Source organism: Mangrovibacterium marinum, assembly GCF_003046625.1.
Classification (GTDB): Bacteria; Bacteroidota; Bacteroidia; order Bacteroidales; family Prolixibacteraceae; genus Mangrovibacterium; species Mangrovibacterium marinum.
Map to the genome: position 1 here is coordinate 1 of NZ_QAAD01000040.1, position 13,203 is coordinate 13,203.

At 48.3% G+C, this 13,203-nt stretch carries 8 protein-coding genes; 1 reads left to right on the forward strand and 7 read right to left on the reverse strand.

The annotated features are described in order from the left end of the window. Positions 1-348: 348 nt before the first annotated feature. From C8N47_RS18290 to C8N47_RS18305, 4 genes are all read right to left on the reverse strand, one after another. The gene (locus C8N47_RS18290; protein WP_107824024.1) at positions 349-648 is read right to left on the reverse strand and encodes a type II toxin-antitoxin system RelE/ParE family toxin; all 300 of its coding nucleotides are present in this window, start codon (positions 646-648) and stop codon (positions 349-351) included. Continuing rightward, on the reverse strand, positions 645-860 hold the full coding sequence (locus C8N47_RS18295; RefSeq protein ID WP_107824025.1) for a hypothetical protein: 216 nt from the start codon (positions 858-860) through the stop codon (positions 645-647). The genes C8N47_RS18290 and C8N47_RS18295 overlap by 4 nt, the downstream gene beginning before the upstream one ends. Positions 861-1,321: 461 nt before the next feature. Next, entirely contained in the window at positions 1,322-1,798 is a 477-nt protein-coding gene (locus C8N47_RS18300) for a hypothetical protein (protein ID WP_107824026.1), read from the reverse strand. 1 nt (position 1,799) lies between these two features. Then, positions 1,800-2,087, reverse strand: coding sequence for a nucleotidyltransferase domain-containing protein (locus C8N47_RS18305; RefSeq protein WP_107824027.1), 288 nt, complete (start codon positions 2,085-2,087; stop codon positions 1,800-1,802). Between the two features lie 1,161 nt (positions 2,088-3,248). Here C8N47_RS18305 and C8N47_RS18310 point away from each other — a divergent pair. Beyond that, a complete protein-coding gene (locus tag C8N47_RS18310; RefSeq protein ID WP_107824028.1) occupies positions 3,249-4,694 on the forward strand; it encodes a UDP-glucose 6-dehydrogenase in 1,446 nt (481 codons plus the stop codon). A gap of 253 nt (positions 4,695-4,947) precedes the next feature. Here the strand turns inward: C8N47_RS18310 and C8N47_RS18315 are convergent, their stop codons facing one another. The 3 genes from C8N47_RS18315 to C8N47_RS18330 form a co-directional block, all read right to left on the reverse strand. Next, entirely contained in the window at positions 4,948-7,197 is a 2,250-nt protein-coding gene (locus tag C8N47_RS18315) for a T9SS type A sorting domain-containing protein (protein ID WP_107824029.1), read from the reverse strand. A 1,670-nt stretch (positions 7,198-8,867) separates the two neighbouring features. Then, entirely contained in the window at positions 8,868-9,803 is a 936-nt protein-coding gene (locus C8N47_RS18325; protein WP_107824031.1) for a DUF3794 domain-containing protein, read from the reverse strand. Between the two features lie 635 nt (positions 9,804-10,438). After that, positions 10,439-13,203 (reverse strand): MBG domain-containing protein (locus C8N47_RS18330; RefSeq protein ID WP_146161575.1); only part of this gene is annotated, 2,765 nt, incomplete at its 5' end.

Below are 13,203 nucleotides of genomic sequence, written 5' to 3' on the forward strand. Positions count from 1 at the left end.
AATTTGTGTAATTAGTGGACCGCCTTTTCATTCGTGTCATTTGTGGCCAAATCAATTTGCGAAAATTTGTGGACTGCCTTTCTCCGCGTCTTCTGCGGTTTCATCGCTTTTGCCAACATCGCGGGGGTGGGAGGGGCGTTTCTTTTCTACAAATATCTCCGCCCCTCCCGAGGTAAACTCGGGACAAGGCCCAGGGCTCTTTAATTCGAGTAATTCGTGTAATTTGTGGACCATCGTATAATTCGTGAAAATTTGTGGACCATCTTTCTCCGCGTTCTCCCGAGGTTAAATTTCTTTGCGGTTCGGAGAGGGTTTGGCTTTCCTTTGCCGATGACATTCGGAAATGGATTAAGAGTTCATCGTATCGGGGTCTTGTCGCGAATCGAAGATGTCGGTAATATAGATCCATTCGCCTTCTATGCGATAGATTATTTTATAATGTCTGCTAATGATGCGTCGATGTCCCAATTGCAGGTGCTTTAAAAATGGTTCTTCCTGCCCCTGTAGCGGTTGTATTAATAAGGAGTCGGCAGCGTCGAGAATTTTATTCCGGATTTCGAGAAGCTTTCGCGGGCTGACCTTGGCTGAAAGAAACGTTAAGGTCTCTTCAAGACTGAGGAGAGCTTGCTCGGTGTAAACAAGCTTCATGACTGGCCTATATGGTCTGTGTTTTCTTCTATTTCAGCCCTTGAAAGAACTTTCCCGGAGCGGATATCCTTTTCGGATTTAATAGCCCGGGCCTTCAATTTTGCTTTTAAAACTTCAGTTTTTCGCAGTTTCTCATAAAACTCATTGATCGTATTTTCATCGGCCTGGTGCAAGTGGCTATGTATAAAATCTCTTTTTTCAATTACATTCATCGGTGTCAAGATTAATTTCCAACAAATTTAACGAATAGTTTGATGGATTGGTTCTCTATGAAGGTTAATCCCTGCTTCTGTGGTTTTGCGGTTCCTTATTTCTTGTTCCTTATTCGATATTGAATATTGGTTATTGAAAATTCAAAGTTAGCAGCCCTGGTGCTTTTGCCAACATCGCGGGGTGGAGGGGCGTTTCTTTTCTATAAATATCTCCGCCCCTCTGGGGCTCTTCAATTCGAGTAATTTGTGTAATTAGTGGACCGCCTTTTCATTCGTGTCATTTGTGGCCAAATCAATTTGCGAAAATTTGTGGACTGCCTTTCTCCGCGTCTTCTGCGGTTTCATCGCTTTTGCTAACATCGCGGGGTGGAGGGGGCGTTTCTTTTCTATAAATATCTCCGCCCCTCTGGGGCTCTTCTCCGCGTATTCTTTGCGTTCTCTGCGGTTAAATGCCTCCGCGGTTAAATTTCTTTGCGGTTTGGTTTCCAGTTGCGAGCGGCAATAAACTGGTTGGTTTGGTTGATGTTTGCCATTAAATCGGGCTGTTTTTGGATGACTTCGGGGATGAGTTCTGTAATGGCTTCGGGGATGTATTCGTGGGCGATCTGATTTCTCAGGTCTCTGATTTCCAGGAGTAGGTCGGCCGATTGGATTAGCGCCATCTTTTCGGCTTTATTGAGTAGATCGATAAAGGGAACAAATGGCTCGTGCAGCAGCATCCAGGTAGTTCGCAGGACTTTTTGGGTATAGATGTCTGATGTTCGCCCGAATTTGGAAGTCAGGGAATCGAAGGATTCGAGTTCTTCGAAGGAGTATTGCTCCTTCCTGCCAATTTGGGTACATTTTTCCACGGAGCGTTGAAGGGTTTGTACCGACTTTTCGAGCAAGTCCAGTTCTTCGTTTAGCAGTTGTATCTTCAGCAGGTCCTTGGAGGTCATATCAAATTGCTTGGGCGTTGGTTAGTACTAAGTTTTTAAAGGTCGATCGTTCTTCCCGGGTGAAATTGACCAGGTCGATTTTTTGCCAGCCAAAAGATTTGAAGAAGCGGATCCGGAATTTTCGGATTTGTTTGGTGTCAATCTTTTTATCCGATAGCAACAGAAGGTCAATGTCGCCCCCTTTTTCGTGGTCGTTAAGCCGGGATCCGAACAGGTATATCTCGGCCTCGGGAAACAGTTCCCGGCCGTTTTGTTTAATGAATGCTTTGATGTCGGGCTTTAGTCGCATACGACAAATTTATAAAAAGTTCGTTTTAGATTTGACAAAAGGGAGGGAAAAGGATTTGGGTTTTCTTTGCGTCTTTGTATTTAACCGCAGAGAGCGCAGAGGTTTTCGCCAAGGGCGCGGAGAGGATGGGGACACTGATTTCTATGATGTTTATGATGGGGTATGATTTCAACCTGTCAGCGTCCGCCGTTCCTGACAGCGTTAATGCCATACAACCGATTTGTATAATTCGTGGTCAACCAATTCGAGTAATTTGTGAAAATTCGTGGACCATCGTTTAATTTCGTGCAATTTGTGGACAAATCAATTTGTGAAAATTTGTGGACCGCCTTTCTCCGCGTCTTCTTTGCGTTCTCCGCGGTTTTATCGCTTTTGCCAACATAGCGGGGCTGGGGGGGCGCTTTTTATCCCGGGGTGCCGCTACGCTCTGCCCCGGGCTATAAATATCTCCGCCCCTCTGGGGCTTTTCTCTATTTGTATAATTTGTGAAAATTCGTGGACCATCGTTTAATTTCGCGCAATTTGTGGACAAATCAATTTGTGAAAATTTGTGGACCGCCTTTCTCCGCGTCTTCTTTGCGTTCTCCGCGGTTTTATCGCTTTTGCCAACATAGCGGGGCTGGGGGGGCGCTTTTTATCCCGGGGTGCCGCTTCTTACGTCGCTCTGCCCCGGGCTATAAATATCTCCGCCCCGCTGGGGCTTTTCTCCGCGTCTTCTTTGCGCCCTTCCGAGGTGAACTCGGAACACGTTCGCGGTTTAATTCCGCTGATGTTTATGATGGGTTATGATTTCAACCTGTCAGCGTCCGCCGTTCCTGACAGCGTTAAAGCCCCCTTCTTATTCCCCCGGAGGGGGAAAGACTGAACACTGTGACTGTGACTATAATTCGTGTAATTTGGTGGCAGTCTTTTAATTCGAGTAATTCGTGCAATTTGTGGACCATCGTTAAATTCGTGCAAATTTGTGGACAAATCAATTTGTGAAAATTTGTGGACCGCCTTTCTCCGCGTCTTCTTTGCGTTCTCCGCGGTTAAATGCCTCTGCGGTTTGATTGCTGGTTTGTTCGTTAAAATGAGATAACATAAGCCAATAAATTTGAATCTTTACGCGCAAAGGTGTAAACTTGCAGGTTTAAAATTCGCCAGACTAAAAGAATACAAATGATACCTTCAAAAATCACAAAAATTGCCTGCATCGGAGCGGGTTATGTTGGTGGGCCAACGATGGCTGTTATTGCACAGCAGTGCCCCCATATTCAGGTTACGGTTGTCGATATTAACGAAAAGCGCATTGCCGATTGGAATGCGGACGATTTGAGTCAGCTGCCGGTTTACGAACCCGGCTTACCCGAAGTGGTGGCTGCCGCACGTGGGCGAAACCTCTTTTTCTCGACTGATGTGGAAGGGGCTATTCGCGATGCCCAGATGATTTTTATGGCGGTGAACACGCCGACCAAAACCTTTGGTGTGGGCAAGGGCATGGCTGCCGATCTGAAGTTTGTGGAGCTGTGTGCCCGCCAGATTGCCAAGGTGGCTACGGAAGATAAAATTGTGGTGGAGAAATCGACCTTGCCGGTTCGTACGGCCGAGTCGATCAAAACCATCCTGGAGTCGGAAGGAAACGGGCTGACCTTCAGGGTGCTGTCGAACCCGGAGTTTTTGGCCGAGGGTACAGCCATTGAAGATTTATACAAGTCGGATCGGGTGCTGATTGGTGGCGATGAAGATGCCGACGGACAAACGGCTATTCAGGCGTTGGTGGATGTTTATGCCAACTGGATTCCCCGCGAGAAGATTATCACTACGCGTTTGTGGTCGTCGGAGTTGTCGAAGTTGACAGCCAATGCCTTTTTGGCGCAGCGGATTTCGAGCATCAACGCTATTTCGGCTTTGTGCGAGCAAACCGGCGCCGATGTTGACGAGGTGGCCCGCGCCATTGGAATGGACAGCCGCATTGGGGCGAAGTTCCTGAAATCGTCGGTCGGCTTTGGCGGTTCCTGCTTCCAGAAAGATATCCTGAACCTGGTGTATCTCTGTCATCATTTCAACTTACCGCAGGTGGCCGATTACTGGGAGCAGGTGGTGATGTTGAATGATTATCAGAAGCATCGTTTTGCCAAGCGCATTATCGACTCCCTCTTCAATACTGTTTCGGGTAAAAAGATTGCCTTCCTGGGCTGGGCCTTTAAGAAGGATACCAACGATACCCGCGAGAGTGCTGCCATTTATGTGGCGGACGAGTTGTTGCACGACCGGGCCGAGATTCATGTTTATGATCCGCAGGTGAAGGCCGAGCAGATTTATGCCGACCTGGAATACCTGCAAAAGCACCGCCGTACCAATTCGCACAGCTGCAGTGAGCAAGAGCCGATTACTGTGGACGAAATCCGTTCGTTGGTGCACGTTCACAACGATGCCTACACGGCGATGGACAATGCACACGCCATTGCGCTGTTAACCGAGTGGGACGAGTTTAAACACTACGACTGGGCGGCAGTTTACCAGGCCATGAAGAAGCCGGCCTTCGTGTTCGACGGACGAAATATCCTGGATCGAAAACAGCTGACAGAGCTGGGCTTCAACCTGCACAGCATCGGTAAGGGATAGACAAGGCATTAGACACCAGGTACTGGATTTCAGACATTAGATACTGGACACCAGCTATTAGAAAGCAGCTTTCTGAATTTTTCAGGAGGCTGCTTTTTGTGTTTCTAACGGTCTGAGATCGATTTATCGTTGAAGCCCAATAAATTCACTCCGTTTCTTATTGGGCTTCAACGATTGACCGGCAGCATCGCTGAATCGTTCGGTAGGCAGACTTACAGCGTTTGGCTTAAGGCTTAGGCTGAAAGACGATTGTTTATTCGCGGATTAATTTGCCGGTTATTGTTTCGGTATTGAACGTTATTCGGTAAATAAGCATTCCTTCAACCAGGTTGCCGGTTGCATAGTTGAAGGTATAATTCAGCTGTGCTTTGATTTCCTGATCAGCGACAAACCGGATGAGCTTGCCATTCAGATCGAATAGTTCGATGCGGACGTGATCATCCATCGGTCTGCTAATCTCGAAGAAAACCTGATCGGTAAACGGGTTTGGATAAATGTTGACTCCGGCTTCAGGAGCAGCTATCAGGCTTGTACTTTTTAGCTTGCTCTCGCATACCTGGCCGGTAGGGGGGTATTCATATCCCTCTTTGGTGACTGAAGTGATGTCGAGACACCATTCGCCTACCGGGTTTCGGGTTGAACGGGAGCTAAATTCAACCATGCCCGAGGCATCCGTTGTTCCACTGACACTGCTTGACGTCGGACCTGTAAAGACTCCCGAAACATCGGCGCCGGCAACGGTCCCGTTTTGGTCGCTAATCAGAACCGAAGCAGTAACATAGACTTTGCTTCCCTTGGCGCTAAGTCTGGTTAGGCTTTGGATTTCGGCGTAAATCGGATCGAGGGTCGGGCTAGGACTGTTGCCCCATTCTGCTTCCTGCATAACAACTGGTGCCGATCGGCCATTGGCATCCCACAAACGATACAGCATGTTTCCCGCATCGTTGGTTGTGTTCTCCGCTTGCAGGAACTCGACGTATTCTTTCGATACGGTTTGATACAGCAATTGTGCTTTCACGTAAGCCGGTGTGGTTGGAAAGCTATAGCTTGTGTTGTCCCAGTTTTGACCATCCGGATAGGTGTAGGCAACGACCGGGGAGCCAATTGCCTCGAAATTCGCATTGGTGAAACCGAGCGGCGGGATGCGGTTGTCTTTCTCAACCTGGTTGTTCAGGACAAAGTGGAAAGACTCGCCGGGGGGTAAGCCAACGAGGCCGCTGAGCTCGTCGCTGATTCCCAGTTTAATTTCATAAATCTTCGTTCCTTCTTTTTCCAGAACAGCCGTTTGGCTATCGTAAGCGCCCGATTCGTATAGCAATGCTCCGGTGGCATCGTATGCTTGCAAATTAATCCACATTCGGCGGCCCTCGGGATAGCCCGAAGGTAGTTTGTGCCCGGTGTTGTTGGTTACTTTAACGGTTGCCGTAGTTCCCGTTACGGCCAATTCCATGGATGCTGCATTTTGGAGCATGAACAAGGCTCTTTGTTTACCTGCATCGAGCGCTGCCGGGTTTATTTCGTCGGGATACAGCTGGGCAACGAGATCGGGGATGAAAGTATTGCCACCGGTCATGTCGTGTAAGGGAAGATCGTTCCGGAAGGGGATTCCGCGTTTGTTGGCTCCATAGCCGGAAACATCGGGGAGATGGCAATCCTGGCAGGTTGATACATCTGTTTTGTTGCCGCCGAAGACGTCGGATGGAACTCCCTCCGCCGTGTTGAAGGCACTCATCGTCCACTCGCTGAAAGTACGCTCAACGGGGAGCATGTTGTAGGTGGCAAAATCGCTTGCTGTTTTAGCGGCTAAGCCGCCCAAGGTTGGATTTCCAGCCGCATCGAAAGCCGGGCTGCTAACATCGTGACAGGTGCCGCATAAATCCGACTGGCTGTGGAAGGGGGAATAAAACATCTGGTGTTTGGCTGCTGCGTCCACAAACGGACCACGCTTGGCATTGGCCGAATGAGCGACATACATGCCGTTTCCCGATTGCAGCGGTATCATGGTTATTGTACCCAGGTATTCCTGATCCGACGGATAGGTTGAGGCCGTATAGTCGGGGTCGCCGGGGAACGGATTTGTGCCTAAAGGAGTCGGTTTTACCAGTTTGTGGCAGAAGTCGCATTGGACGCCTTCCCGGTCGTTGTTATTCAGGGCCGAGCCATCGGTGGGCGTGGATCGTCCGGCCAGCCAGCCATCCGGAGCGTGGCAGCGGATGCATAAATCTCCGGAGCCCGGAGCATCTTGTTCGGCGATTGCCAGGCAGGCATAAAACAGCGGATCACGGGCAGCCTGTGCCATCATGCTTCCCCGCCAGTTGAAGGCTGGCTCCACAGCCTGATCGTAGCCCCCGTGACAGTTGTCGCATTTATTCGGGTGTTCAATATTTCCGGAGTCACCCGGTTGAGATCCGGGCATGAAGAAGTCGTCCAGGGTGGTTGATATCGCAGCGACTACCACAATCGCTAAAAATATCGGTAGTAAGCCGAGTAAACGTTTTTTCATAAGTCGGTGGTTTTTAGTATAGCGTACGAAAAAACGATGGCTGGGGATGTGTCTCCGACATGGAGTTTAATAGTTTGAATTTGTTCTAAATAAAAACGTTCCGGATTGTCGGACTTGCCCTGCTGAGGCTGACTAAAAAGTCTGAAGCGTTTTTCCTAAACGATCAAATTGTAAGCCTGAATTTCTCCTTGTCGACTTTTTGATTAGTAGCTTGTTGCGTTCGATTATAAATCAGAACGAGCGGGGTGTAGCCGGGAACTGAGGATGCCAAGAAAAGAGTGACCATCATCATCCGGGTCGCTCTTTTTCTGAAAGTCTACCACGCAAAGACACTGAGGCGCGATGCCAATAACTGGTTTTAATTAGATGTGGGATGACAACCCGACAACTGTTGAAAACAACGACAACAGCCTGGTCACCAGGTAGTAAACCTTCATATCTGTTGGTGATTCCCGGGGATCATGAAGGTTTTTTCTGAAAGTCTCTTTTTCGACGCTTAAGCGAGTGTTCCGTCAATTCTAATTTGTATAAAAGAGGATATTTTGTCCTACCGGACGGGTTTTTACTCTTTCAGCAACGGCTTTAGCCATTCAATACCGATTAGCTTCAAAAGTGTCGCATCGTATCACTTCGTTCCAATGCTCCTTTTTTCAGTCTATCGGCATTATACTGTCCTATTTCATAGCATAAATTAGCCTGTAAAACGGTATAATTTGGGTAGCACGAAAGGCAACACGCGAAGATTCTCCCGTCCCGTACGGGACGGAATTTTACCCACGGAAACGCCAAAGCTACCCAAATGTCATCCCTCTGGGATTGCAGGAAGCTTCCGGTTCGCCTCTCACCAAATTAAACTGAGCCCGGTTTCGGCTTCCCCCGCTCTGCGCGCAGAGAGGAGACAGATTTGACGCGATCCGCCAGGATTGGTTCAAATCAGGGGAGAGTTACACAAGGACGTTCGCTTTCACTAAACGTTCCTCCACGGCCACTTCATAGCCTATTCTTTTCATTCCAACATTTAACTCAATTCGAATCTTTTGTCCTACCGGACGGGTTTTCATTTTTGTAGTCCTGCCCGGCCGGTCTGACGGGGACACAAAAACGAAACAAAAAGGTCATGGCTGATTTTTATCTGCAACCGCCATCTGCCGAAAAGCTAAGTTCAACCGGGTGATCTCCAGTCCGGCAGCTGCCGGAGCGGAGCTTCCCGGATTCACTAAGCTTTTCGTTTGATTTCGGCCTAGATAAAACCAGGCCAACCGACTCCCAACTTTCTGGCATTGAGCGAACGTCATGCTTATGCGTTGAAGTGTTCTTTGCAATCTACCAGCTGCTTTGGGATTTCCCCGCTCTGCCCGCAGAGAGGGGACAGAATTGAATTAATCCGTCAGGATTGGTTCAATTCAGGGGAGAGTAAAAGGGCGTTTGTTTTCTGAAAGTCTCTTCGGGTGATGTACCTGCCTGCGGTAGGCAGGGGGTGCAAACCGCATCGGGGATGCCTTGAGAGGTGTAATGACAACCCGATAACTGTTGGAAACAACGACAACAGCCTGGTCCCCAAATAGTAAACCTTCATATCTGTTGGTGATTCCCATGCATCATGAAGGTTTTTTGTGTGTCATCGGATTCACCGGGCGACTGCGAGTCACCCGGTGAATGGCAAAATTTGTTTATTGCTGCGGGCAGCTGTATTGGTAGTTGGGGGTTTGCTCGTTCTTTTTCGAGCTGTCATCAACTTTGAAATCCGTCCAGCCGTTTGCCGTTGCATTGGCGGCGGTGCAGTCAACCAGTTGTACCGTCCAGCTATACTCGGTGCAGGCATCGAAGCTGAGTGTAGCCTGCATATTCTGGGCATTTCCTTTTCCGGGGCGGGCGAATGATTCATATTCGTAACCACTCAAAAAGGTGATGTATTCAACCTGCGGGAAGGTGAACACCACCGAAACGTCGCTCATGGCCTCGGCCGGGGTATAGTAGAAGGTGAGTGTTCCATCCTGGTTGTCGGTATAGCTAAAGCTTTCGTCGCAGCCTTGTTCGCAGATTTCGCTTAAGAGGTAGGAGATTGGTATAGGCACATTGTCGCAAACTCCTGTTATTGTTCTATTTCCTTGTTCGTACGAATAGTCCTCCGAGGCATCCGCTTCCTGATAATAAACCGGGTTGCCGTCGATGCCGTTTACGCGCAGGGCAAATTGCTGGATGCTGCACTGCCAGTCGCCGGTTAGCGGGAAGCTAAAGAGGTGCGAGTGGAAGGGTTCAGCCTCCGAGTAGTCGATGTTGTAGTTGATTTTGTAATTGCAGTTTTTGGGGGCTCCGTCAAGTTCATAGTCGAAGGGATACGAAAGTGCGATGCTCTCGATGGTGTTCTGGTCGTTCGCCGTCACCTGAATGTAGAAGTTTTCATTGTCGTTCCAATAGTCCACCTGGGCGTAGTTCTCCTTGTTGTTCACGGTGGTGGGCCCGGACATGAACAGCGGTTCGTCCACACAGTCGCAGGGAGATGGCAGCAGGGCTTCCTTGAGTGCGGCTTGCGCATCGTTATGCATGGTTTCGTCTTGCTGACAGCTCCAGAACAGGGCAGTGGCTAGCGTAAGCACTAAGCTCATTGCGATCGTAATTTTTCTCATAATCATCAAATTAAAGATTGAAATTGTTTAGTCTAACTTGTTATCGTGTTCGGTGAAAAACAGGAACAGGAACATTGCTGTTCGGTCTTGGGGAGGGCAAATGCTTGTAATGGTGCTGACTCCACAAAAGCCTGTTCCTTTTTTTGCAACTAAATTTAGAATGTAATTTAATGAAAGTCAATGGGAAAATGGCGGACTGAGGGCTGTATGCGGTTTTGAGAAGTCACTGATTATCAAAAACAATATTTCAGCGATTAAACAGGCGATTCTGCTTACCGGATTGAAGGAGGTGGATGCAGCGTTTCTGAGTCCAGTAGTCTGCTGGGTTGAGGATTGGGCAAGCCGGCAAGCTGACTACAGACTATCCGACTGGCAGCAGAGCGCTTTGTTGACAATATAAGCCGGGCATCTGCCAGCAGCCAACAACAACAAAGGCACCCTGTTGGATGCCTTTGTTTCTTTCATGTTGAATACGAAATAGTTCGTTAGATTCCTGTAATTACCCGGTATTTCGTGTTTTGTTGACTTTTAACGTTTTTTTGCCCAAACAATCTAATTTAAGGCATTACCAATGTATGATAGTCTGAAAATCTAACAATCTATTGTTAATTTGCTTATCTGTTGTAAATTAACTTGCCGTTAAAGACTTCGTTGCCGATTGTTATTCGGTAAATATAGGTACTGCCTACTTGTCCTTGCGGGATAAAGTCAGCCTGGTAGCTGACCTTACTTTCAACCTGTTGGTCAAATACCGTTCTTACCAGCTTTCCATTCATATCGAAGATCTCAATTCGGGCTTGAGTCGCTTCCGGCGAAGCAAACTCAAAGCGTGCTTTGTCGGTAAACGGGTTCGGGTAAACCGTAAGGGTCGAAGATTCAACTGTTGCCATTTGTGGCTCAATATAGGCGGCTTTGTTTTTCCCTTTTACTTCGTGAATGACAATTGATCCTCCTCCCAGTTCAGTGGCATCATCCGAATTTTCATCAGCATCTAAACCATTATCATAAACGATTCCATTGTCGCCCCACATTTTAATACGGAAACGGTCGGGATCAGTACCATCGTTCCAATCACCATCAAAGGCCACCAGGGTGAATTTGTAAGAACCTTCTCCATTAATGGTTCCCTCGCCACGATAGGTGGCTTTTCCTCCAGAAATGACCAGTGAACCCGATTCATGGAACTGGCTTTTGAATTTAAAACCTGCTGCATTAAAATGGAATTCGGTATTACCGTCTACATCCGATTTTCCTTTTTTGTATTTGGCCACAAAACCAAAGTTGGCTTTTCCTTCCAGTGATTCATCAGCCGTATAAGCTCCGGCAGGTGACCATATCCAACCACCGCCGGTTACAAAACCGGCAGATGGGTCGTAAACCGGGAGGTAGGCAACTGATGGCTCACTGCAATCGGAGCCTGCGATAGCGGTTACTTTATAGACTTTTACTTCCGGTACCGAAACGCCCGATATTGAAGCGATGCCATTGATGTCGGTACTTGTTGAACCGGTGAATTGTGTTTGTTCAACATTGTTGTTGTCATAATATGTTACGACAAATGTAACGGCAACATTTCCAACAGGAACCAGGCTTTCATTAGCTACCGTTGCGGTTAATGTCGCTGGATTTCCAATTGCCACAGGTGTACTGGAAGCACTTGCGTCAATTGAGACAGACTCGATTATGAGATTAGCCCCAATATAAGTAATCGCGTAATTCGAATTGTCCAGAGTTCCTTGAAGGATAGCATGTGGTCCGACATCTTCGCCAGACTCTCGAGTGAGGCCTCCTGTAAACCCAATCACCTCTCCATTGGTTAGCACAGTGCCAACTATTGGGCTTGAGATAAAGGTCAACAATGGATCGACTTGTCCACAATATTTGCTTTGAGCATCTGCAGTGACAGATACAGCCAGTTGACCGATTGTCAAATCAGCGCCGGTGTATGAAATGTCGTAGTTGGAGTTGTCAACCGAGTTCTGGTTGATTGCATACGCTCCGACATCTTCGCCGGCCACGCGAGAAAGCGCACCGGTAAATGCAATCACTTCACCGTTAGCCAATGATGTGCCGACAGCAGGGACCGAAACAAAAGTGAGAACCGGGTCAAGCTGACCGTAAGTTTTGCTTTGAGCATCTGCAGTGACAGTTACAGCCAGTTGGCCGATTGTCAAATCAGCGCTGGTGTATGTAATATCGTAGTTGGAGTTGTCAACCGTGTTTTGGTTGATTGCATACGCGCCGACATCTTCACCAGCCACGCGAGAAAGCGCACCGGTAAATGCAATTACTTCACCGTTAGCCAGTGTTGTACCGACAGCAGGAACCGAAACGAACGTTAGAGCCGGGTCAAGCTGACCGTAAGTTTTTGATTTAGCCTCTGCGTTGACGGCCACCGCCAGTTTGCCGATTGTCAAATCAGCGCTGGTGTATGTAATATCGTAGTTGGTGTTGTCAACCGTGTTTTGGTTGATTGCATACGCTCCGACATCTTCGCCGGCCACGCGAGAAAGCGCACCGGTAAATGCAATCACTTCACCGTTAGCCAATGATGTGCCGACAGCAGGGACCGAAACAAAAGTGAGAACCGGGTCAAGCTGACCGTAAGTTTTGCTTTGAGCATCTGCAGTGACAGTTACAGCCAGTTGGCCGATTGTCAAATCAGCGCTGGTGTATGTAATATCGTAGTTGGAGTTGTCAACCGTGTTTTGGTTGATTGCATACGCGCCGACATCTTCACCAGCCACGCGAGAAAGTGCACCAGTAAATTCAATCACTTCACCATTTGCCAGTGTTGTACCGACAGCAGGAACCGAAACGAACGTTAGAGCCGGGTCAACCTGACCGTAAGTTTTTGATTTAGCCTCAGCGTTGACGGCCACCGCCAGTTTGCCGATTGTCAAATCAGCGCTGGTATATGTGATATCGTAGTTGGTGTTGTCAACTGTGTTCTGGTTGATTGCATAAGCTCCGACATCTTCACCCGGGTCGCGGTCAAGCGCACCGGTAAATGAAATTACTTCACCGTTAGCCAGTGTTGTACCGACAGCAGGAACCGAAACGAACGTTAGAGCCGGGTCAACCTGACCGTAAGTTTTTGATTTAGCCTCTGCGTTTACGGCCACCACCAGTTGACCGATTGTCAGATCAGCGCTGGTATATGTGATATCGTAGTTGGTGTTGTCAACCGTATTCTGGTTGATTGCATACGCGCCGACATCTTCACCAGCCACGCGAGAAAGCGCACCAGTAAATGCAATCACTTCACCATTTGCCAGAACAGTTCCCACAGCTGGGCTTGCAACGAAAGTCAGTTCCGGGTCAAGATCACCGTAAGTTTTGCTTTGAGCATCAGCGGTGACTGTAACAGCGAGTTGGT